This window comes from Janthinobacterium violaceinigrum (assembly GCF_009208555.1).
Lineage (GTDB): Bacteria > Pseudomonadota > Gammaproteobacteria > Burkholderiales > Burkholderiaceae_D > Janthinobacterium > Janthinobacterium violaceinigrum.
This window is the reverse complement of sequence record NZ_WFLI01000033.1, coordinates 30,845-53,461: the sequence shown is the minus strand read 5'-3', so window position 1 is coordinate 53,461 and position 22,617 is coordinate 30,845. Positions and strand designations below refer to the sequence as shown.

19 protein-coding genes are annotated in these 22,617 nt (G+C 64.7%); 6 read left to right on the top strand and 13 right to left on the bottom strand.

The features are described 5' to 3' along the window. Position 1 precedes the first annotated feature (1 nt). Positions 2 to 760 carry a fumarate/nitrate reduction transcriptional regulator Fnr gene (gene fnr, locus GCN75_RS22565; RefSeq protein ID WP_152284388.1) on the bottom strand — a complete coding sequence of 253 codons (759 nt, stop codon included), beginning with the start codon at positions 758 to 760 and terminating at the stop codon, positions 2 to 4. 239 nt (positions 761 to 999) lie between these two features. Here fnr and GCN75_RS22560 point away from each other — a divergent pair, with 239 nt between their 5' ends. After that, positions 1,000 to 4,074 (top strand): response regulator, encoded by a 3,075-nt coding sequence (locus tag GCN75_RS22560; protein WP_152284387.1) that lies wholly within the window; start codon positions 1,000 to 1,002, stop codon positions 4,072 to 4,074. Between the two features lie 71 nt (positions 4,075 to 4,145). On the opposite strand, the gene GCN75_RS22555 is transcribed toward GCN75_RS22560, so the two are convergent. The 4 genes from GCN75_RS22555 to modA are packed head-to-tail and all read right to left on the bottom strand — an operon-like array spanning position 4,146 to position 7,107. Then, positions 4,146 to 4,913, bottom strand: coding sequence for a TOBE domain-containing protein (locus GCN75_RS22555; protein ID WP_152284403.1), 768 nt, complete (start codon positions 4,911 to 4,913; stop codon positions 4,146 to 4,148). 40 nt (positions 4,914 to 4,953) lie between these two features. After that, the gene (locus tag GCN75_RS22550) at positions 4,954 to 5,655 is read right to left on the bottom strand and encodes a sulfate/molybdate ABC transporter ATP-binding protein (RefSeq protein WP_152284386.1); all 702 of its coding nucleotides are present in this window, start codon (positions 5,653 to 5,655) and stop codon (positions 4,954 to 4,956) included. Between the two features lie 4 nt (positions 5,656 to 5,659). Continuing rightward, positions 5,660 to 6,331 (bottom strand): molybdate ABC transporter permease subunit, encoded by a 672-nt coding sequence (gene modB, locus GCN75_RS22545; RefSeq protein ID WP_152258284.1) that lies wholly within the window; start codon positions 6,329 to 6,331, stop codon positions 5,660 to 5,662. Positions 6,332 to 6,348: 17 nt separating this feature from the next. Continuing rightward, positions 6,349 to 7,107, bottom strand: a complete 759-nt coding sequence (modA, locus tag GCN75_RS22540; protein ID WP_152284385.1) for a molybdate ABC transporter substrate-binding protein — start codon at positions 7,105 to 7,107, stop codon at positions 6,349 to 6,351. Between the two features lie 137 nt (positions 7,108 to 7,244). On the opposite strand from modA, the gene GCN75_RS22535 reads away from it, so the two are divergent. Together GCN75_RS22535 and GCN75_RS22530 are read left to right on the top strand one after the other, a co-directional pair. Then, positions 7,245 to 8,477 (top strand): putative DNA modification/repair radical SAM protein, encoded by a 1,233-nt coding sequence (locus GCN75_RS22535; protein ID WP_152284384.1) that lies wholly within the window; start codon positions 7,245 to 7,247, stop codon positions 8,475 to 8,477. Continuing rightward, positions 8,474 to 9,886 (top strand): UdgX family uracil-DNA binding protein, encoded by a 1,413-nt coding sequence (locus tag GCN75_RS22530; protein ID WP_152284383.1) that lies wholly within the window; start codon positions 8,474 to 8,476, stop codon positions 9,884 to 9,886. Before GCN75_RS22535 ends, GCN75_RS22530 begins: the two co-directional genes overlap by 4 nt. Before the next feature lie 2 nt (positions 9,887 to 9,888). On the opposite strand, the gene GCN75_RS22525 is transcribed toward GCN75_RS22530, so the two are convergent. The 5 genes from GCN75_RS22525 to GCN75_RS22505 form a co-directional block, all read right to left on the bottom strand. Further along, positions 9,889 to 10,902, bottom strand: coding sequence for a bile acid:sodium symporter family protein (locus GCN75_RS22525; protein ID WP_152284382.1), 1,014 nt, complete (start codon positions 10,900 to 10,902; stop codon positions 9,889 to 9,891). Between the two features lie 214 nt (positions 10,903 to 11,116). Then, positions 11,117 to 11,479 (bottom strand): BON domain-containing protein, encoded by a 363-nt coding sequence (locus GCN75_RS22520; RefSeq protein WP_034752546.1) that lies wholly within the window; start codon positions 11,477 to 11,479, stop codon positions 11,117 to 11,119. 267 nt (positions 11,480 to 11,746) lie between these two features. Next, entirely contained in the window at positions 11,747 to 13,114 is a 1,368-nt protein-coding gene (locus GCN75_RS22515) for a sigma 54-interacting transcriptional regulator (RefSeq protein WP_152284381.1), read from the bottom strand. Beyond that, positions 13,111 to 13,653, bottom strand: coding sequence for a SlyX family protein (locus GCN75_RS22510; protein WP_226941520.1), 543 nt, complete (start codon positions 13,651 to 13,653; stop codon positions 13,111 to 13,113). Before GCN75_RS22510 ends, GCN75_RS22515 begins: the two co-directional genes overlap by 4 nt. Then, positions 13,650 to 15,062 carry a HAMP domain-containing sensor histidine kinase gene (locus GCN75_RS22505; protein WP_152284380.1) on the bottom strand — a complete coding sequence of 471 codons (1,413 nt, stop codon included), beginning with the start codon at positions 15,060 to 15,062 and terminating at the stop codon, positions 13,650 to 13,652. Before GCN75_RS22505 ends, GCN75_RS22510 begins: the two co-directional genes overlap by 4 nt. Before the next feature lie 294 nt (positions 15,063 to 15,356). Here GCN75_RS22505 and GCN75_RS22500 point away from each other — a divergent pair, with 294 nt between their 5' ends. Beyond that, positions 15,357 to 18,227 carry an insulinase family protein gene (locus GCN75_RS22500; protein WP_152284379.1) on the top strand — a complete coding sequence of 957 codons (2,871 nt, stop codon included), beginning with the start codon at positions 15,357 to 15,359 and terminating at the stop codon, positions 18,225 to 18,227. A gap of 69 nt (positions 18,228 to 18,296) precedes the next feature. Here GCN75_RS22500 and GCN75_RS22495 read toward each other — a convergent pair whose 3' ends face one another. Continuing rightward, complete coding sequence (locus GCN75_RS22495) at positions 18,297 to 18,701, bottom strand: VOC family protein (protein WP_152284378.1); 405 nt, start codon at positions 18,699 to 18,701, stop codon at positions 18,297 to 18,299. A gap of 57 nt (positions 18,702 to 18,758) precedes the next feature. Further along, on the bottom strand, positions 18,759 to 19,646 hold the full coding sequence (locus GCN75_RS22490; RefSeq protein ID WP_152284377.1) for a helix-turn-helix transcriptional regulator: 888 nt from the start codon (positions 19,644 to 19,646) through the stop codon (positions 18,759 to 18,761). A gap of 130 nt (positions 19,647 to 19,776) precedes the next feature. Here GCN75_RS22490 and GCN75_RS22485 point away from each other — a divergent pair, with 130 nt between their 5' ends. After that, complete coding sequence (locus GCN75_RS22485) at positions 19,777 to 20,817, top strand: methyltransferase domain-containing protein (RefSeq protein ID WP_152284376.1); 1,041 nt, start codon at positions 19,777 to 19,779, stop codon at positions 20,815 to 20,817. A 135-nt stretch (positions 20,818 to 20,952) separates the two neighbouring features. Next, positions 20,953 to 21,705 (top strand): SDR family oxidoreductase, encoded by a 753-nt coding sequence (locus tag GCN75_RS22480; protein ID WP_152284375.1) that lies wholly within the window; start codon positions 20,953 to 20,955, stop codon positions 21,703 to 21,705. On the opposite strand, the gene GCN75_RS22475 is transcribed toward GCN75_RS22480, so the two are convergent. After that, positions 21,702 to 22,601 carry a LysR substrate-binding domain-containing protein gene (locus tag GCN75_RS22475; RefSeq protein WP_152284374.1) on the bottom strand — a complete coding sequence of 300 codons (900 nt, stop codon included), beginning with the start codon at positions 22,599 to 22,601 and terminating at the stop codon, positions 21,702 to 21,704. The two genes, GCN75_RS22480 and GCN75_RS22475, sit on opposite strands and share 4 nt — an antisense overlap. Between the last annotated feature and the right edge of the window lie 16 nt (positions 22,602 to 22,617).

Genomic DNA, 22,617 nt, shown 5'->3' with positions numbered 1-22,617 from the left:
CTTACTTGCAGGTGTCCGTGCCGGCCGTAATGGCCTTCAGCTTGGCCGGCTGCAGGATCTCGATCTCGCGGTTCGAGACGCGCAGCCAGCCTTCCTTCTTGAACTTCGACAATAAGCGGCTGACGCTCTCGATGGTCAGGCCCAGGTAGTTGCCGATTTCCTCGCGCGACATGCGCAGCTGGAAATTGCTGCCCGAATAGCCGCGTGCCTCGTAGCGCGACGCCAGGTTGACGATGAAGGCGGCAAAGCGCTGGGTTGCCTGCATATTGCCCAGCAACAGCATGACACTTTGCTCGCGCGTGATTTCCTGGCTCATCATGCGGTGGAAATGGCGCAGCAGGGTCGGCATATTGCCCAGCAATTGTTCCAGGCTGGAAAACGGAATTTCACACACTTCGCTGTCTTCCAGCGCCACGGCATTACAGTGGTGGCGGTCGGCGCTGATGGCGTCCATGCCCAGCAGTTCGCCAGCCATCTGGAAACCCGTCACCTGCTCTTCGCCGCCCGGATTGATCTGGTAGGTCTTGAAGTGCCCCAGGCGGATCGCATACAGGTTCTGGAACGAGTCGCCGATGCGGAACAGCGAGGCGCCGCGCGCGATCTTGCGGCGGCGGCCGATGATCTGGTCGAGCCGGTCCATATCACCCACATCCAGGCCCATCGGCAGGCACAATTGATGCATGCTGCAGGTCGAGCATCGCGCACGCAACGCCTCCACGTTCACTGTGGGCAAGGTTGGAGTGAGTAACGCTTCAGTCATGTCGGTACCTTTTAGAAAATGCAACAACAAGTTTACTGCATACAGGGTTGCCGTGTGCCAATTTCACGGTAATTTCGGCGAATAAACGACGTCCAGCCTTTAATTATATGGCAACATCGTCAAAAGCCCGTATGGGGGTGGGCAATTTGCGCGGCGGCGCTTGCCAAGCTGGGGCATTGATAGGAAAATTCCTGACAGCATTATCTGCCGCTGTGCCGCCCGGTACTGAAAAGGAAATCATGAAGCCTCTCGGCATCAAAGCAAAAGTCGCGCTGGCCACCAGCCTGACCTCGATCGCCATGATCGCGCTCGTCACCATGATCCAGGTGCAGCACATGCGCGCCGACTTCACCAAAGTACTGCTGAGCCAGCAGTCTTCCCTGATCAGCCGCACCGCTGCCGAGCTCGACGACAAGCTGGCCATGCTGCTGCAGATCGTCACCCTGACGGCCCGGCAGCAGCCGCCGGAATTGATCGCCCAGCCCGCCAAGCTGCGCGAATACTATGCGCGCCGCTCGATGCTGGTGCTGTTCGACGACGTGCTGGTGCTCGACGCGCAAGGCGCCGTCGTGGCCGACATGCCGGAGGTAGCGGGACGCGCCGGCATCAACGTTGCGGAACGCGAATATTTCCAGACCGTCCTGCGCACGCGCCAGCCCATGATCACCGAACCGATGCTGGGCAAATCGAGCGGCATGCCCATCGTGCAGATGGTGGCGCCCGTGCTGGCTGCCGATGGCCAGGTAGCTGGCGTGGTGATCGGCGTGCTGCGCCTGTACAAGGACAACCTGCTGGGGCGCCTGCGCTCGGAAAAGATCGGCAAGAGCGGCTATTACTTCATCCTCACGCGCGGCGACGTGCCGCGCTACGTGCTGCACCCCGATACCAGCCGCTTGCTGCAGCCGCGCAAGCCGAATGCCAACCTGACGACCACGCAGCTGCTGAAGGAAGACGGCGAAGGCAGCATGGTCAGCACCAACAGCCGCGGCGTCACGGCCGTCAACAGTTTCAAGCGCCTGAAGTCCGTGAACTGGCTGCTGGCCGCCTCGCTGCCCGTCGAAGACGCCTTCGAACCATTCGATGGCGTGCTGTACCGGCTGGTGCTGTGGAGCATTCTCGCTTCGCTGCTGGCCGCTGCCGTTCTGGGCTGGGTGACCGTGCGCCTGCTGTCGCCGCTGGTGCGCCTGCGCGATACCCTGCTGGCCCTGCGTAGCAGCGGCAGCCGCTTCACGCCCGTGCCGGTGCAGCAGCGCGACGAGATCGGCGAACTGACGGAAGCGTTCAACGGCCTGATGAGCGAACGCGACCGCCTGCAGCAGGAACTCGAAGCGCGCGCGGCAGAGCTGGAACAGGAGCGCGACCGGGCCGAGGCGGCCAACCGCGCGAAAAGCGACTTCGTGGCCAACATGAGCCATGAAATCCGCACGCCCCTCAATGCCGTGCTGGGCATGGTGTATTTGCTGGGCAACACCAGGCTCGACACGGAACAGCGCAAATACCTGACCATGGTGCGCGTGGCGGGCCAGTCGCTGCTGGGCATCCTCAACGACGTGCTCGATTACTCGAAGATCGAGGCGCGCCGCATGGAATTGTCGCCCGTCGAATTCGACCTCGACGAAGTCATGAATACCCTGGCCACGACGATGACCATGAACGCGGGCGAGAAGGAGCTGGAACTGGCCATCGCCGTCGAACCCGACGTGCCGCGCCGCCTCGTGGGCGACGCCCAGCGCCTGCAGCAAATCCTCGTCAACCTGGCCGGCAATGCCATCAAGTTCACGGAGAGCGGCGAAGTGGTGGTGGCCGTCAGCCTGGCCGACAGCCAGCAAGGCAGCGCCTGGCTGCGCTTTGAGGTGCGCGACACGGGCATCGGCATGACGGAGCAGCAGCAACAGCAGCTGTTTGCCGCGTTTTCGCAGGGCGACCAGAGCATCACGCGGCGCTTCGGCGGCACGGGCCTGGGCCTGGCCATCAGCAAGCAGCTGATCCACATGATGGGCGGCGAAATCGCCGTCGCCAGCAGCGAAGGCAAGGGCAGCCGCTTCTGGTTCAGCGTGCCGTTCGAGATGCTGGCGCAGCCGGCCGAAACGCGGCGCACGCCGGCCCTGGGCCAGCTGCGCCTGCTGGTGGCCGACGATAACCGCACCACGCGCGAACTGATCGTCAAACTAATCGAGGCATGGGGCTGGCTGGCCGACGAAGTGGACTCCGGCTTTGCCGCCATCGAACTGTACCGCGAGCGCCTGGCGCAGCAGCAACCGTACGACGTGGTGCTGGCCGACTGGCACATGCCCGTGATGGACGGCCTGGCCACGGCCAAGGCCATCCGCCAGGCCGCCGCTGGCAAGCGCCAGCCCATCGTGGTGATGGTCAACGCGTTTGCCCGCAACCACCTGGAGGAAATCTCCAGCGCGGCCGAGGCCGACGTCGTGCTGATGAAGCCGATCACGGGCTCGAGCCTGTTCGATGCCCTGCACCAGGCGCTGATCGCCAAGGACGACGGCGGCGAGCAGCGCATCCTGCACCAGCCGCTGGGCACGGAACTGGCCGGCGTGCATTTCCTGCTGGTGGAAGACAACCACCTGAACCAGGCCGTGGCGCGCGGCATCCTCGAACACATGGGCGCCACCCTGGACGTGGTGGGCGACGGCTTGCAGGCCGTGGAACGGCTGCGCACGGAAGCGCTGCGCTACGACATCGTGCTGATGGACATGCAGATGCCCGTCATGGACGGTTTCAGCGCCACCCACATCATCCGCACGGAACTGCGCCTGAACCTGCCGGTGATCGCCATGACGGCCGGCGTGCTGGCGTCCGAACGCGAGCGCTGCATGACGGCCGGCATCAGCGATTTCATCGCCAAGCCCGTGGTGGTGGAAGAGATGATGGAAGTCATCCTGCGCCACCTGCCCAAGCGCCCGCAAGTACAGACGGCGGAGCCGGCGCCCGGCGCCGACGAGGAAGTATTTTCCATGGCGCCCCTGATGCGCGTGATGGGGCGCGATGCGAAGGGCCGCGGCGTGCTGCGGCGCATGGTGGAAGATGCGCTGAACAAGGGCATGACGCCCGTGCACGACGCCGAAACGGCATTGCAGGCGGGCCGCCACAGCGACGTGGCGCGCATCCTGCACGGCGTGCGCGGTTCCGTGGGCACGCTGGGCACCAAGCGCCTGATCCGCGCCGCGTTTGCCACCGAGGAAGCCATCGATGCGGGCCGCTTCGATGCCGTGCCGGCGCTGCTGGCGCACACGGCGCAGGAACTGGAACTGGCGCTGGCGGCGGCGGCCGATTGGTTGTCCAGGCTGAAGGATTAAGCTCGTTTGAACCCAAGAGATAAAGGCCGGGGTCGTACCCTCAGGGTACGACCCCAGTCCTTGCTTCGGGTTTAGGCGGGCACGCCCAGAATCACGCTGGACGCCTTGAAGATGGCCGTCACATTGCTGCCAAGCTCGATGGCCAGGTCGGTGCTGCTCTGGTTCGTGATGATGGCGGCTATCGTGCCGCCGCGGGGCAGGTCCAGCACCACTTCCGTGTTGACGGCGCCCGTCTGCACGCGCGTGACGGTGCCGGTTAGCTGGTTGCGGGCGGAAAAGCGCGCCCCTTCGCTATCGGCCACGAGGATGATGGACGACGCCTTGATCAGCGCGAACGCTTCCGCGCCCGGCACCAGGCCCAGGTTTTCGCTGCTGTCGCGCGTGACGATGGCGACGATGTGCTGGCCGCCTGGCAATTCCAGGGTCACTTCGTCGTTGACGGCGCCCTGTTTCAGTTCAGCAACTTTGCCCAGGAATTGATTGCGTGCCGTGGTTTTCATGGCCATTCTCCGTATGAGTAAAAGATCGTCGGCGATGCCTTCCGCCTGGCTGCCCAGCTGGCGCAGATAGCGGGCATGCTCACGCTCGATGATACGGAAATTGTCGACCAGCTGGCGCCCCCGTGGCGTCAGCCGTGTGCCGCCGCCGCCCTTGCCGCCCGTCAGGCGCTCGACCAGCGGCTCGCCGGCCAGGTTGTTCATGGCGTCGATGGCGTCCCAGGCCGCCTTGTAGCTCATCTTCACAAGTTTGGCCGCCTGCGTGATGGAGCCGCATTCGGCGATGGCGCCCAGCAATTCCACCCGGCCGACGCCACCCAGGTGCTCGCCACCCACCGTCATCCATACCGAGCCTTGCAGGCCGATTTCCGCTGCCGTTGATTTATCCAATGCGTTCACCCAATGCCCTATGTTCTTCCATGCTGTCAATTTGTCCGTCACGCAAGTAAAGCACATGTTCACCGAGGATGCGCGCATCTTCCGGATCATGGGTGATCAGGATCATGGGCACGTCCAGGCGCTGTTGCCACTGGCTCAGTTCCAAACGCATTTTGACACGCAGGGCCGGATCGAGGGCGGCAAACGGCTCGTCGAGCAGCAGCGCGCTGGGCTCGGCCACCAGTGCCCTCGCCAGCGCCACCCTTTGGCGCTGGCCACCGGACAACTCGTCGGGAAACTGGTGCGCCAGTTCCTGCAAGTGAAACGCATCGAGCCAATGGTCGACCTTGGCCAGCTTTTCCCGCGCGCGGGGATTGAACCAGCCGCGGCTCAGGCCAAAGCCCACGTTCTGGCGCACCGTCAGGTGCGGGAACAGCGCGTAATCCTGGAACAGATAGGCCACGTTGCGCTGCTGCGGCGGCAGGTTGATGCCGGCGGCGGAATCGAACAGGGTGCGGCCGTTCAGGCGGATATGGCCCGCATCCGGCGTGAAGAGTCCGGCAATGGCTTTCAGGGTCATGCTCTTGCCGGCGCCGGACGGGCCATACAGGGCGATGCGCTGGCTGCCGGACGTGCATTGCACCTGCATGTCGAAACGGCGTTTGCCGGAGCGCAACGTGGCGCGGAGGTCGAGGTCGAGTTGCATGGCGTTATTTGTGAGCGATGCGCCCGGGCGCCAGGCGGCCAGCCGACAGCAGCACCACGATACACACGGCGGAAGTAATCAGGACCAGCGTATTGGCCACGTCGTCCTGGCCCGCCTGCACGGCTTCATACACGGCGACGGACAGCGTCTGCGTCTTGCCGGGAATGCTGCCGGCCACCATCAGGGTGGCGCCAAACTCGCCCAGCGCGCGTACAAAGCCCAGCAGCACGCCGGCCAGGATGCCGCGCCAGGCCAGCGGCAAGGTCACGCGGAAAAAGATGGCCATTTCAGAAATGCCCAGCACGCGGGCCGCCTGCTCCAGCTGGCCGTCGACCGCCTCGAAGGCGGCGCGCGCGGGCTTGAAGACGAGGGGAAAGGCGACCACCGTGGAAGCGATCACGGCGCCCTGCCACGTAAAGATCAGGTTGATGCCGAAGTTGTCCTGCAGCCAGATGCCCATCGTGCCGCGCCGGCCCAGCAGCACCAGCAGGTAATAGCCGAGCACGGTGGGCGGCATCACCATCGGCAGGGTCAGGAGGGCGTCGAGCAGCTCGCGCCCGGGAAAACGCGTGCGCGCCAGCAGATAGCCCGTGCCGATGCCGAGCAACAAATTGAGCGCCGTGGCCCACGCCGCTACCTTGAGCGACAGGGCCAGCGCGGTCCAGGCGATATCCATGCGGGCGCGTACCTGAATTATGGCTTCTTGAAACCGTACTTGGCCAGAATCGCTTGCGCCGGCGCCGTCTGCAGGTAGCTGACGAAGCGCTTCGCTTCGGCCCCATTGCTGCTGCCCTTGATGGTGGCGATCGGGTACAGCACGGGCGCCTCGAGCGGCACGTCCAGCACCACGTTCACTTTATCCTTCATGATGGCCGCGTCGGTGGCGTAGACAAAGCCCGCATCGACTTCGCCGCGCGCCACGTAGTCGAGCGACTGGCGCACGTTCTGCGTGCCGATGGCCTTCGGTTGCACGGCATCCCACAAGTTCGCCTTTTTCAGCGCGCCTTCCGAATAGCGGCCGACGGGCACGCTGGCCGGATTGGCGATGGCCACGCGGGTCACGCCCTTGTGCGTGAGGTCGCTCAAGCTCTTGATGCCCAGCTTGCTATCGTGCGGCACGATCAGCACCAGGCTGTTGCTGACGAAATCCATGCGGTCGGCCGGCAGCACCAGGCCCTGCTTTTGCGCCGCATCCATGGTTTCCTGGTCGGCCGAGGCAAACACGTCCACGGGCGCGCCCTTGACGATCTGTTGCAGCAGCACGCCCGAGGCGGCGAAGTTCAAGGACACCTTGCTGCCCGGATACTGCGCCTCATAGCTTTGCGCCGCATCCTTGAACGCATTCGTCAGGCTGGCCGCGGCCGATACGACCACTTCGCCGGCAAGGGCGGACGAGGCGGCGGTAGCGAGCAGGGCGGTGCCGAGGAGCTTGGCGAGGGAGGTGAGGCGCATGATCGTATCCTTAATGAGAAGAGAACAAGGCCCGTAATATACACCGATATATAACGTTCTGCCATGCATCAGATCAAGGCTGCACAAGGCGGATTCCCTGATATACTGTATATAAACACAGTATATCGAGGCAAGCCATGGAATTAACGGACAAGCTGGAAATCCTGGCCGACGCGGCCAAGTACGACGCGTCCTGCGCCAGCAGCGGCGCGCCCAAACGCGACTCCATCGGCAAGGATGGCTTTGGCGCCACCTCGGGCATGGGCATTTGCCACAGCTATACGCCGGACGGGCGCTGCGTCTCGCTGCTCAAGATCTTGCTGACGAATTACTGCCTGTACGATTGCCAGTATTGCGTCAACCGCCGCACGTCGAACGTGCCGCGCGCGCGGTTTACGGTGGCCGAAGTGGTCAAGCTGACGGCCGATTTTTACCTGCGCAACTACATCGACGGCTTGTTTCTCAGTTCCGGCATCATCCAGTCGGCCGACTACACGATGGAGCAGCTGGTGCAGGTGGCGCGCGAGCTGCGCGAGGTGCACCAGTTCCGCGGCTACATCCACCTGAAAACCATCCCCGACGCCGATCCCGCCCTGGTCGCGCAGGCGGGCCGCTATGCCGACCGCCTCAGCGTCAACATCGAACTGCCGACGCAGGACAGCGTGCAAAAATTGGCGCCGGAAAAGAGCGTGCATACGATCAAACTGGCCATGGGTGCCATCCGCCGCAAGCTCGATGAGAAAGCGGAAGAACCGCGCTCGCCCCGTTTCGCGCCGGCCGGGCAAAGCACGCAGATGATAGTCGGCGCCGATGCCAGCGACGATCAGCAAATCCTCTCCACGGCCGAGACCTTGTATGGCAGCTATAAACTCAAGCGCGTGTACTATTCCGCCTTCAGCCCGATTCCCGACAGCCCGAAAAGCGTGCCGCTGGCGCCGCCGCCCATGCTGCGCGAACACCGGCTGTACCAGGCCGATTTTTTGCTGCGCAGCTACGGTTTCCAGGCCAGCGAACTGCTGCCCGCCACGGGCGGCAACCTGGCGCTCGACATCGATCCCAAGCTGGCCTGGGCGCTGGCGCACCGCGAACATTTTCCGCTGGACTTGAACCGCGCGGCGCAGCACATGATCGCGCGCGTGCCCGGCATTGGTTTGCGCAACGCGCAGCGCATCGTCGACCTGCGCCGCGTGCGGCAGGTGCGCTACGCCGACCTGTCGCGCCTGCGCTGCAGCATGAAAAAGATCGCCCCCTTCATCATCACGGCCGACTACTTTCCCGCGCGCGACACCACGGCATCGGAACACCTGCGCCGCGCCATGGCGGAGGCACCGCAGCAAATGCCTCTGTGGCCGGAGCTGCAGGCAGCATGAACGCCGTCGTCCGGCTGGCGCAATCGTTTGACGAGTGGCGCGCGGCCGCGCGCGAATTGATCGCCCGGCAAGTGCCGCCGGCATGCGTGCAATGGCAGTCCCGGCCCGGCGAGGGCGACCTGTTTTCCGCCACGCCGGACGCGGCCGGTACGGCTGCCCCCATGCTGCGCCTGCCCCGCCAGCTGGTGGAATTGCTGCAGGCCGCCGCCTGTTTCAATGTGCATGACCGCTGGGCCTTCTTGTATCAGGTGCTCTGGCGCTGGCAGCTGGGCCAGCACGACGTGCTGTCCCCGGCCGATGCGGACGGCGCGCGCCTGCATGCCATGGCCAAGGCCGTGCGGCGCGAAGAACACGACATGCATGCGTATGTGCGCTTCCGCGAGCGGATGGAAAGTGAGGGCGCACCCCGCTTCGTCGCCTGGTTCGAACCCACGCACGAGGTGCTGCCGCAAGTGGCGCGCCACTTTGCGCGCCGCATGGGAGCCATCAGCTGGATGATCGCCACGCCATCGGCCAGCATGCTGTGGGACGGCCAGACCCTGCACGCGGGACCGGCCCTGCTGCGTGGCGCGGCCGATATCGACGATGCGGGCGAAGCCCTGTGGCTGACCTACTACCGCAGCATCTTCAACCCGGCCCGCGTGAATGCGGATTTGTTGCACAGCCATATCCCCTCGCGCTTCTGGAAAAACCTGCCCGAAGGCGCCATCGTGCCCGCCATGCTCAGTGGCGCCGCGAACGGCGAACGCCGCACGGGCCAGACGGCCAGCGTGGGCCAGCGCGGCGGCGCCACGATGATCCCGATCTCGGCCGAGCGCGCCCAGCCCGCGCGCGCGGCATCCACCACCTTGGACCAGTGCCGCCGCTGCGCGCTATGGGAAAGCGCCACCCAGGCCGTGCCTAGCGCCGGCCCGCAGACCGCCCGCATTATGCTGGTGGGCGAACAGCCGGGCGACCAGGAAGACCTGGCGGGCTTGCCCTTCGTGGGCCCGGCCGGCGCAGTGCTCGACCAGGCCATGCAGGAAGCAGGCATGGCGCGCGACAGCCTCTATCTGACCAACGCCGTCAAGCATTTCAAGTGGGAAGCACGCGGCAAGCGCCGCCTGCACAAGACCCCGGCCCAGCGCGAAATCCTCGCCTGCCATGGCTGGCTGGAAGAAGAAATCCAGCGCGTAAAACCGCAGGTGATCGTGGCGCTGGGCAGCACGGCATTGAAATCGATATTGCAGGATGGCGCGGTGAGCATGGCGCCGCTGATCGGCACGCCGGTGCAGCATGAGGGGCGCTGGGTGGTAGCCGTGTATCACCCCTCGTACGTGCTGCGCGCACCCGATGCGGCAAGCCGGCGGCAGGCGTATCGGGTGATCGTCGAGGGGTTGCGGCAGGCGTTGACGCTATTGCAGGACTAGCACTATCGCGTGGTCACCAGCACTTCCTGCCCCTCATCCCTGCGCGCATAGCGCTGCGCGATCACGGCGCAGATCATCAATTGGATCTGGTGGAACAGCATCAGCGGCAAAATCACCATGCCCAGCGAGCGGGTGGAGAACAGCACCTTGGCCATGGGCACGCCGCTGGCCAGGCTTTTCTTCGAGCCGCAAAAGACGATGGCGATTTCGTCTTCCTTGTTGAAACCCAGGCGGCGGCTGACAAAGGTGGAAATGCCCAGCACCAGCGCCAGCAGCAAGAGGCTGATCAAGCCCAGGGCCACCAGGGTTTCCACCGAGATCGTGTGCCACAGGCCTTCGCTGACGGCTTCGCTGAAGGCCGTGTAGACCACCAGCAAGATGGAACCCTGGTCGACGAATTTCAGGGTGGCCTTGTGGCGGTCGACCCAGCGGCCGATCCAGCGGCGCAGGAATTGGCCGGCCAGGAACGGCAGCAGCAGCTGCATGACGATGGAGAGCACGGCGTCCACCGACGACTTGCTTTCCGCGCCCTTGGCCACCAGCAAGCCGACCAGGATGGGAGCGAGGAAAATGCCGATGAAATTCGAGGCCGAGGCGCTGCAGATGGCGGCCGGCACGTTGCCGCGCGCCATGGCCGTCATGGCGATCGACGATTGCACGGTGGACGGCAGCGCGCACAGGAACAAAATGCCCATGTACAGGTCGGGCGTGAGAAACGTCAGCGCCAGCGGACGCAGGGCCAGGCCCAGCAGCGGAAACAGGACAAAGGTGCTGGCCAGCACCAGCAAATGCAGGCGCCAGTGCATGGCGCCCGCCACCACGGCTTCGCGTGACAGCTTGGCGCCGTGCAGGAAGAACAAGGCGCCGATGGCAACGGTGGTGATGTTGCCGAAGACCACGGCCGTCGTGCCCGTGCAGGGCAAGAACGTGGCCAGTGCCACGGTGACGAGCAGGGCGATGGTGAAATTATCGGGTTTCAGATTGCGCAGCAGGGCGACGGGAGAAAAAGAAGACATGCGGTAGCCTGGTAACGGCGCAGCCTTGCAACAGCATGCTGTGCCGGAGATGACAAACAGCGCCGGGAGCGGCGCCAGTGCTGGCTATTCTACTTGTATTTCCCTCCTCCTTGCCTGGCGGCATCGGCATGGCTGGCCGGGTAAAACCGCGCGGACAAAAAAATGCCCTGTCCGCAGACAGGGCAACCCGGAGTAAAGTACAGCGCGAGGGGGATTAACCGGCGGCTTTGACTTTCAGCTCGTTCTTGATTTCTTTCACGCCGCTCACGGAAGCGACGATCTGCACGACGCGGTCACCCGCTTCGGCGCTCGGCACGTCGCCCGACAGGACGACCACACCTTGCTGGGTTGCTACCTTGACGGGCAGGGCAGCGGCTTGCGCATCGGCGCTCAGGGCGGCCTTGGCCGAGGAAGTGATGGTTTCATCAGGGACGGCTGCGGCAGCGTTGGCGGCCACGACGGTGTCAGCAGGAGCTTGTGCTTTTGGTGCGGAGTCAGCGGCATGCGAAGCGGTGATCGAGGCGCCCGACAGTACGATAGCGGCAACCAGGGTATTGAACAGTTTCGATGTTTGCATGGTAGTTCCTCTCAATGAAGTTAAAAGCTTCTTACTTGGATAAAGCAACACTTTGAAGCGTCACATCTACCCATACAGCAAGCGCCGTGCCAGCTTTTAAATTTCCATTGAAATCAACGACTTATATTCAAACCTGATTTTTCCGGCGCGTTTTCCGGCTATCTGCCCCGAAAAACTGCGCTTTTTGTCGCCTGACAGCGACAACTTGTGGCAAGACCATCAATGTTTTACGCTAAGTCGCTGATTTTCCACGCTTTATTTTTGTCGCTATTCAGCGACAGGGTCGCCGTCGGCCCGGAACAGGGCCGGCGTCAGCTCATATTTCTGCAATAAACGGTAGAACTCCGTGCGGTTGCGGTCGGCCAGGCGGGCCGCGTCGGCCACGTTGCCGTCCGTCAGGCGCAGCAGTTGGATCAGGTAGTCGCGCTCGAAGCGCTGCTTGGCTTCGTTGTAGCTGAGCGCTTCCAGCGATGGCACGCGCAGCGCGCGCTGCACCAGGCTCAAGGGCACCAGCGGCGCCGTGGCCAGCGCGCACACTTGCTCGACGACATTGACCAGCTGGCGCACATTGCCGGGCCATGGCGCAGCCACCAGGGCCGTCAGGGCGTCGGGCGCGAAGCCGTTCAGGGGTTTCTCGTACTTGGCCGCCAGTTTCTGCAGGAAATGGTTCGCCAGCAAGGCGATGTCTTCGCGGCGCTCGGCCAGCGGCGGCAGGGTCAAGGTCACGACATTGAGCCGGTAATACAGGTCTTCGCGGAATTGCCCTTCCGCCATGGCCACGTCCAGGTCGCGGTGCGTGGCGGACAACAGCCGCACGTCGACGGGACGCGTCTGGTCGGCGCCCACGGGGCGCACGGCCCGTTCCTGCAGCACGCGCAGCAGTTTCACCTGCAGCGGCAGCGGCATGTCGCCGATCTCATCCAGGAACAGGGTGCCGCCGTCGGCCGCCAGGAACAGGCCTTCGCGGTTGCCCACGGCACCCGTAAACGAGCCCTTCACGTGGCCGAACAGTTCCGATTCCAGCAACTGCTCGGGAATGGCGCCGCAGTTGACGGCGATGAACGGCGCCTTGGCGCGGCGGCTGGCGTTGTGCAGGGCCCGCGCCAGCAATTCCTTGCCCGTGCCGCTGGGGCCGCGGATCAGGATGCTGGCGTCGGACCCGGCCACCAGCTTGGCCTCAGCCAGCAGCTCGGCCATCTGCGCGCTACGGCTGATCAACTCGGCGCGCCAGCTCTCGTCGCCGGACGCGGGCGCCGGCATGACGGTGGACAGATTGATCGCATACGCCACCTTTTCCATCAGCAGCTTGCCGTCGAACGGTTTCGTCAGATAGGCAAACGCGCCGCGCGCCGTCGCCTCGACGGCATCGGGAATGGTGCCGTGGGCTGTCAGCAGGATGACGGGCAGGGCCGCATGCTGGCGGCGGATTTCGTCGAACAGGGCCAGACCGTCGCGGCCCGGCAATTGCACGTCGGTAATGACCAGCGATGGCAATTCCACGGCCAGGCGCGCCAGCGCCGCTTCCGCGCTGCCCACGGCCGTCACACGATAGTTGCCCGCCTTCAAGCGGATGGTCAGCAGGCGCAGCAGGTCGGGATCGTCGTCGACCAGGAGGATGTGGGCATGCTCGCTCATTTTGGCGCTCCCGCAGCGGGGCGCACGGACAGGCTGCGCTCGATGTTTTTCAGCGCTTCGAGTTTTTCATTGAGCTGGTCGATGCGGCGCTGGGCGTCGCGCAGCTGCGTGTTGAGCTTGTCGATGCTGTCTTCCTGGCGGCGCAGCTCCCCGTACTGGCTGCTGAGCAATTGCACCAGCGGCGCCAGCAGTTGCGCGTCCTTGCCCGTGGCCGTCAGCAGCGGCTCGAGCAGCGCCTGCGCGCGGGCCAGGTCGCCCGTGCCGCGCACGGTCGCTTGCAGCATGGCGCGGCGGATGGTGTTGGGCGGCGCGTGATCGGCCTTCGACAGGTCCAGCTGCGCTTTGACCAGTTCCGACGGCGTCATCAGGCGCAAGGCGCTTTGATACGCCAGCAGTTCCGTGAGCTGGGGATCGGCCACCACGACCACGCGCGGCGGCGTTTGCACCAGCACGGGCGTCTGGACAGGAGGCTTGGCGGCGCAGGCGCCCAGCAGCAGCGCGCAGGCGGCCATGCCGGCCAGGGGAATTCTCGTCATCATAAGGGCAGTTCTATCCGAAAATGCGCGCCGGCGGAGCGCGGTAAAAGAGTGACGCTGCCATCGTGGGCAGCGATATATTCGCGCACGATGGACAGGCCGATGCCATTGCCGTTGCGCGCGCCGGCCGCCTGGCGCACGCCCTGGTAAAACGGCTCGAAGATGCGCGCGGCATCCTCGGGCGCCACGCCAGCGCCTTCGTCGGTGCAATCGATGCGCACGCGGCCCCCTTCGCTGGACAGGGCAAAGCGCACGGTGCCGCCTTCCGGGCTGAAGCGCACGGCGTTCGACAGCAGGTTCGCCAGGGCCGTGGCCAGCTTGTCGCGGTCGGCCAGCACGGTCAGGGACGCGCCCTGCACCTCGACCGTCAAACGGCGCGCCAGCCATTGCAGGCGCTGCCCGGCCACCACATCTTGCAGCAGGACCAGCAAATCCACCTTGCTGTGCGCCAGATGCTGGGCGTCAAAAGCGGCAGTATTGTAGCGCAGCAAGTCTTCAATCTGGGTTTGCAGGGACGCCGTGTTTTGCTGCAGAATGCCGGCGATTTCGCGTTGGCCATCGCTGAGCTTGCCCGCCACCTCGTCTTCCAGCAAGGCCACGCCTTCGCGCAGGGCCGCCAGCGGGGTTTTCAGCTCATGCGAGATGTGGCGCAGGAAACGTTCCTTGTCGGCATCGAGGTCCGCCAGGCGCTGGCGCAGCCAGTCCAGCTGCTGGCCCAGGCGGCGCGTGTCGGCCGGGCCACCGACGACGATGGACTGGTCGTAGCGCTTGTCGCCCAGGCGCTCGATGGCCGTCTCGATGCGGCGCAGCGGGCGCGACAATAGAAAGCCGAAGCAGGTGGCCAGCACGGCCGCCAGCAGCACGGCGCCGCCCACCAGCATGCCCAGCACGCGGCGCTGGCGTTCCAGCTCGGCCAGCAGGGCATCGTTGCGGCTGCCGATTTCCGTCTTGCTTTCGCGCGCCAGGCTGTCGTTGATCTGCGTCATGCGGGCAAACGCGCGGTACACGACGGCATGGCCATCGCGCTTGCGGCGCTTACCTGCTTGCAAGACTTCCCAGGCCGCTTGCGCCTGCACCGTCCACTCGTCGGCCAGCTGGGACGCGAACTCGGGCGTGGCGCGGTTCAGCACTTGCAGCGCCGCCGTGGCTTCGGCGCGGGCCGCCGCGTAGCGCTCGCGGAACACGGGATCGTCGAGCACGAGGAACTGGCGCGCGCTGCGCTCCATGGCCAGGGTGCGCTCGGACAGGCGCTGCGACTGTTCCGTCAGGGTAATCGCCTGCGCCGCCGTCTCGCGCCCCAGCCGCGCCAGGTGCTCGAGGGTCAGCAAGGCTTGCACGGAGGTGGCCGTCAAAATGCCCGTCGTCAAGATGAAGGCGGCAAATAACAGTTGGCGAAAGGAAAGTCTGGACAAGGTAAGCGCCTTCGGCTCAGTCAGCAAGGGGAAAAGGCGCATGGTACGCTAAGCTTTCATCCGGGGGCGCCACCTGTAAGTGAGCTATCTGGCAACGTTGTTGCTTTTGCGTCCCGTAAGCAAGCCTCGGCGGCGGCGTGCAGATACTCCTAGTACAATAGGGAAAAGCTTCATACAGGCATCAAGCTGGCACCCGCCCTGGCGGGCCAGCTCTGGCATTGCGCCACTTTGGCCCCATATGCCATGTAGCCCTACCGACCATCCGTATCACCTACCGACGAGATCCCATACCGCATGAGCACATTTGAAAAAGTCAGCAGCAACTTCATTCCAGTCTTGCAGGCAACCATCGAGCAATATGTCGAGCCGGCAACGGGCATGCGTCATATCCATATGCATACCGAGCAGGCTGAGATGGTGTTCCTGGTGGCCTTTCCCACTGTGCCGGAAGTGAGCGACGGACGCGCCCACATCCTCGAACACCTGGCCTTGTGCGGCTCGGCCCGCTACCCGGTGCGCGATCCCTTCTTCTCGATGCTGCGCCGCTCGACGGCCACCTTCATGAATGCGATGACCTATCCGGACCGCACCGTGTACCCGTTCGCCAGCACGGACCGCAAGGATTTCTTCAACCTGCTCGACGTCTACCTCGATGCGGCCTTCTTCCCGAATCTCGATTACCTGAACTTCCGCCAGGAAGGCTGGCGCCATGCGTTCGAAGGCGACAAGCTGGTCTACCAAGGCATCGTCTTCAATGAAATGAAGGGCGCCTTCAACAGCCCCATGCGCGCGCTCGACAGCGGCATCGCCAGCGCCTTGCTCAAGGGCACGACGTACGAAGTGGAATCGGGCGGCGATCCGCTGGTGATCCCGGAACTCACGCATGAAATGCTGAAAGAATTCCACGCCAGCCACTACCATCCTTCGCAAGCCGTCATCATGACGTCCGGCAATATCGAAGCGTCGGCCGTGCAGCAGCAAGTCGCTGAACGCGTGCTGTCCAAGCTCAGCGGCTTTAGCCCGCGTCGCCTGCCGCAGCTGGCGCCCGCGTGGACGGCGCCGCAGGAAAACGTGGTGAAAATTCCGTCGCAGGAAGCGCGCGACGATGAATTCGGCCTGCAATTTGCCTGGCTGATGGGCGAGTCCAGCGACCCGATCGCCTACTACCACGCGCATCTGCTGTCGCACGGCTTGCTGGGCGAATCGTCGGCGCCCGTCATGCGCGCCATGGAATCGGCCGGCTATGGCCGCCCATCGGACATGAATGGCCGCGACGCGGGCATCCGCCAGATGGTATTCCACATCGGCATGGAAGGCTTGACGCAGGAACAGATCGCCGATGCGCACCAGCGCATCTGGACGGCGCTGGAAGAAACGGCGCAAGACGGTATTCCCGCCGCCGTGCTGCACGCCGCCTTGCGCGACATCAAATACAGCCAGCGCGAAATCAGCAGCGGCCGCATGCCTTACGGCCTGGGCCGTTTGCTGCACGCCTTGCCGCTGGCCATGTACGACGGCAACGTGATGGATGCGTTCGACAATGCTGCCATCCTGGAAACCCTGGAACAGCAGATCGAAGATCCGGAATTCTTCAAGCAACTGGTGCGCGAGCTGATCGCCAACCCGACCCGCTTGACCACCCACGTGGTGCCCGACAGCGCCTACTTCACGGACCGCGCCGCCCTGGAAGACGCCAGGCTGGCGGCCCTGCAGGCGAAGCTGACGGATGCCGAGCGCGAACACATCGTGGCCGAATCGGCCGCGCTGGAAGCACATCAGCAGCTGCCATCGAATTCGGAAGTCTTGCCCCGCATCCGCCCCGGCGACGTCAGCGCCTTGCCGCGCCCGGCACTGCCGATTCCCCCGGCCGTCGACGGCGCCGTGGCGTTCAGTATTGCCTCGAACGGCATCAGCTATGCCAACGTGCTGTATGACGTGTCGGGCTTGCCGGAAGCGTCGTGGCCATGGCTGCGCCTGTACACGGACCTGGCGCCGGAACTGGGCGTGGGCGACATGTCGTTCGACGACGCCAGCGCCTGGCGCCAGAGCATGGTGCCCTCGTTCCACATCGGCCTGGAAGCCATTCCCCGTCCGCAACAGGCAATGCGCGTGGAATTGTCGTTCTCGGCCAGCGGCTTGCGCGAAGAACACGCGGCCATTGCCGCCGTGCTGTCGGCCTGGATCGCCAAGCCCCGCTTCGATGAAGAAGAGCGTCTGGCTTTCCTGATCGAAAGCCTGGTGCAAGACAAATTGAGCAGCCTGGCCGAATCGGGCAACCGCTACGCCATGCTGGCCTCGGCCGCTCCCCTGTCGCCTACGCGCCGCTTCGACGACATCGTGGGCGGCCCGGCCGCGCTGCCGTTCTACCGCCGTTTGCAGCAACTGAGCAAGACGTCCGAAGGCTTGCAGGAAATCGCCCGCGAACTCGACACCTTGCACGCGCACATCATCGCCCAGCCGCCAACCGTACTGTGCGCGGGCCTGGAACAGGATGGCATCACCCTGGCCCGCTTGCTGGAATTGCCGGCAGCCAACACGGATGCCGCTGCAGCGACTGAAACGCCAGCGCCGGCAGCGTTACCGCTGGCCAATACGGCCCTGCATGCGACGAGCCAGATCAACCATTGCTTCGTATCCTGGGCCGTGCCGGGCGTACACAATCCGGACGCGTCCGCCCTGGCCGTGGCCGCCGAACTGATGACCAACCAGGTGCTGCATACGGCCCTGCGCGAAAAAGGTGGCGCATATGGCGGCAGCGCCAGCTATGCGGCCGGCGCCGGCACGTTTACGCTCAGTTCCTACCGCGATCCACGCCTGGCCGGCACCTTTGCCGACTTCGGCACGACCCTGGACCAGATCCTCGACGGTGATTTCTCGCAGGAACAAGTGGAAGAAGCCATCATCTGCGTCATCAAGGGTCTGGACAAGCCCCATTCGCCGTACGCGGAAGCGCTGACGGCGTGGAATATGCAGCAGCGTGGCACGACGGAAGCCGTGCGCCAGCAATTCCGCACGGGCGTATTGACTTGCACCCTGAGCCAGATCAAGGACGTCACGCGCACCTGGCTTAAAAACGGCCAGCCTAGCCGCGCCGCGTTCGCGGGCAACACGACGCAAGACCTGGCGGGCCTGGAAGTGGTCGATTTACTGTCGCTGGCCAGCTAAGCAGGCGGGCAGGGTGGATTGGCGTGACGTGCCGCACCTCGGCGGCCCCGCTGATCCCACCTGCGATGTTTATTGCGGTACCGAATTAGGTTCCATGTACATCAATTCCCATTGATGGCCATCGGGGTCCTGGAAACTGTGGCCATACATGAAGCCGTAATCGATCGGCTCCTTGTACAGGCTGCCGCCCGCCTGGACGGCCTTCGCCACCAGCGCATCGACTTCGCCCCGGCTCTCGGCCGACAGGCACACCAGTACTTCCGTCGCCACCTTGGTATCGCACAGCTGCTTGGGCGTGAATTGCTTGAATTTGTCATGCGTCAACAGCATCACAAAAATATCATCGGCAACGATCATGCACGTCGCCGTTTCATCCGTGAAATGGGCATTGAAGCTGAAACCCAGCGCCGTGAAAAACGCCACGGAGCGCTCGAGCGAATGGACGGGCAGATTGACAAAAATTTTACGGGCCATCATGTCTCCTTGTAGGTCGAATGAGTAGATCCTGCCCGCCGATTCTACACCGCCTGTTCAGCCCTTCGCGCGCGCCACGGTCTTGGGCGCATAGCCGAAATAGCGGCTGAACGCGGCGCTGAAATTGGCCGGGTGGCGATAGCCCGTTTGCCAGCCCGCCTGCGCCACCTGGCAACCATTTTCCAACAGCAACTTTGCCCGCTGCATGCGCAGCGCCAGCAGGGTGCGCTGGGGGCTGTCGTTGTAGCGGTAGCGCCATCCTTGCTTCAACTTGAACAGGCTCAACCCCACTTGCGCGCACAGGTAGTCGAGCGTGAGCTCCTGCGCCATCTGCTCCTGCATCAGCGCGTAGGCGCGCTCCAGTTTGGCGATGTCGGTATCGGACCAGCGCGGCACATGCGGCGATACGGGCCGCAATCCCCGCAACTGCTCCGCTAGCAGGCTGAGCACGCCGATATGCACGGCCAGCGGGTCCGTCGCGCGCAGCAGCGCCCGCGCGTGCAGGGCGCTGGCCGCCGTGGTGGCGGCATGCGCCAGCTGGCGCGCGCCGCCGTTGGGCAGCAGGGACGTCAAACCCTCGGGCCAGTAGCGCGCCAGCGCATCTTCATCGACCAGCACGCGCAATTGCGCCGCCCGCTGGCCCGCTTCGAAACGGCGCTCGCCGCTCGTGTGGCGAAACACCGTCATGGTCGTATGGCCACCCTGAAAACGCAATTGCTCGCCATCGCGCGTGGCGTAATGGGACGCGCCTTCCAGGCCGATGGTAATGACCAGGCCGCCCGCATCGTCATGCTTCGATTGCTCGGCGAGCGCAAGCCGCGGGCGGTAATCGGAATGCACGAGCAGCACGCCCTGGTCGACCTGGCGCTGGTCGGCGCGGCACTCGCCCATCTGCAGGTCCAGCTGGCGCCGCGTCCAGCCTGCCGCTTCCCTGTCCTGTTCCATCCTCGCTCCTCCCAGTCCCTGCGCAACGCTGCGCATACGAAATGCGCCGTGCCGCATACAAATGCAAATGATAATTATTCTCATTGTTACATAAAATAGCTTCCATGCCCACCTCGCCGAAAGGAAGATCATGCCGTTCACTTCGCAACATGCCTTGCAACCGTATTGGGACCTGGCCGTCGCGCCCGTCCAGGCGGACGGGCTGGCCGCCGCCCTGGAACTGGGCATTCTCGACGTGCTGGTCACGCCGCACACGCCCGCGCAACTGGCCGAGGCCCTGTCGCTGCACGTGCCGCACACGGCCCTGCTGCTGGAATTGCTGTGGAGCATGCAGGTGCTCGAGCGCGGCGTGGCCCCCAGCGCCGGCGACACGGCGGCCAGCTACCGCTGCACGGCCACCACCTTGCAGTATTTCTGCCGCAACGCTGCGTCCTTTTGTGGCGACGCCTGGCTGTACCGGCTGCATGCGCTGCGCCATTTCGCCACGCAACTGACGACCCTCGTGCGCGACGGCGGCAAGGTCAAGCCCTACAGCACGGCCAATGGCATCAACTGGGCCGCCGCCGCGCAGCAGCAAATCGGCCAGGAGCAACGCGCCGTCACCATGCGCGCAGCCCTGTCCGTGATGCAGCGCATCGCCCTGTTTACGGACGGCAGCACGCCGCTGCGCCTGCTCGACGTGGGCGGCGGTCCCGGCTGGGTTGCCATTGCGCTGGCACAAGCCCATACGGGCTTGCGCGGCTGCGTCTTCGACTGGCCGGAAACGGTGGCCGTGGCAGCTGCGAACATCGCCCATGCGCAACTATCGGACCGCCTCGATACCTTGGGCGGCGACCTGGACAGCGACGACATCGGCAGCGGTTATGACCTCATCTGGTGCTCGTCCGTGCTGCATTTCGTGCCCGACCTGGCCGGTGCCTTGCGCAAGATACATGCGGCCCTGAAACCCGGCGGCGTGTTCGTCTGCGTGCAGGCGGAAATCCCCCCCGCGCCCGGCGATGCGGCGCGCGTGCTGCCTTATTATTTGCCGATGCGCATGCTGGGCCGCACGGTGACGCGGCAGGGGGAATTGGCGCAGCTGCTGCGCGACACGGGCTGGCGGCAAGTGGAGCAGTACAGCGCTAGCGATTTCCCCATGGCGCCCGTGCAGGTGCTGATTGCACGCTCATAATAATTATCATTTTTATAGCAAATCAGGGAGCAAATGCGCTAAGCTGTGCCTGCAGCGCGGCCGCTTCCTGGCATGGCGCGCCAGCATTGATCGATGTCAACCGCAGCATTGTGCTGCCCCCACAGGGAATCCATCATGAATCAAGCAATTGCAGGGAAAGTCGTCGTCATCACCGGTGCCAGCAGCGGCTTGGGCGAAGCCACGGCGCGCCATCTGGCCGCGCTGGGCGCCTGCGTCGTGCTCGGTGCGCGGCGCATGGATTTGCTCAACACCATCGCCGAGGAAATCACGGCCGCCGGCGGCAAGGCGGCCATTGCCCGTACCGACGTGACCCAGGCGGGCGACCTGACGCGCCTGGTCGAAACGGCGCTGGCCGTGTTCGGCAAGGTCGACGTGCTGATCAACAATGCGGGGCTGATGGCCATCGCTCCCATCGACGCGCTGAAGGTCGAGGAATGGGAGCGCATGATCGATATCAACATCAAGGGCGTGCTGTACGGCATCGCGGCCGCCTTGCCGTATTTCCGCGCGCAAAACAGCGGCCACTTCATCAATATTTCATCGGTGGCGGGCGCGAAAGTGTTCAGCCCCGGTGGCACCGTCTACAGCGGCACCAAGTTTGCCGTGCGCGCCATCTCGGAAGGCTTGCGCCATGAGCTGGCCGCCAGCGGCGGCACCATCCGCACCACCACCATCCTGCCCGGCGCCGTCGATACGGAACTGGCCGGCGGCAGCAGCCACGCGGAAAGCGCGGCCGGACTGAAGGAGTTCTACAAGCAAGCCATTCCCGCCGATGCCGTGGCGCGCGCCGTGGCGTATGCGATCGAGCAGCCCGATGGCGTGGACATCAATGAAATCGTGCTGCGCCCCACGGTGCAGGAGTTTTAAGCTGCCCCTTGCTGCAGCGACTCGATGATCAGGCCGGCCAGCCGCTCGACGGGCGGCCGGGACACGCTGGAGGCGCGCAGCAATTCCAGCGATAGCGGGGGCAGGGCGGGCAAGCCCGCCGCCGCATGATCGAGCGCGCACACGGACGAAGGCAAGCCCAGGCTGGTGCGCACTGTCACGCCCAGCCCGGCAGCGGCCGCCGCCCACAGGCCGGCCAGGCTGGGACTGGTAAACGCCGTGCGCCAGGCAATGCCGGCCCCGTCCAGCGCCTGCGTGGCGCAGCGCTGGAACAGGCAGTCGCGGTCGAACGTGATCAGCGGCAGGGGCTCGCCCGACTCGGGGCGCCAGTCCAGGCTGGATGAAGCGATCCAGCGCATGGCCGGCTCGGCAATATGCTGGCGCTGCTGCAGCGGATACTCGGCCACGTCGGCGATGCAGGCGCCGCCCCACAGCAGGGCCAGGTCCAGCTGGCCCATGGCGAGCCGTTCCATCAATTCCGTGTTGCGCGCCACGTGCGCCTCGATGCGCACTTTCGGGTGCGCGCGGGCAAAGCGCCCCAGCACGTCGGGCAGCAAGGCTTCGCCAAAATCCTCCTGCAAGCCCAGCTTGATCCAGCCTTCCAGTTCCGCGCCGCGCAAGGCGACGGCCGCCTCGTCGTTCAGTTCCAGCAGGCGGCGCGCATAACCGAGCAGCACTTCGCCCGCCGGCGTCAGCGCCAGGCCCCGCCCATCCTTGCGAAACAGGGGCATGCCCGCCTGCTCCTCGAGTTTTTTCAGCTGCGCGCTGACGGCCGAGGTGGAGCGGCCCACCTTGTCGGCCGCGCGGGCAAAGCTGCCCAGCTCGATGCCAGCCACATAGCTGCGCAAAAAGGCGATGTCAAAATTCAGCAAGCTCATGGCGCAAAGGCAATCG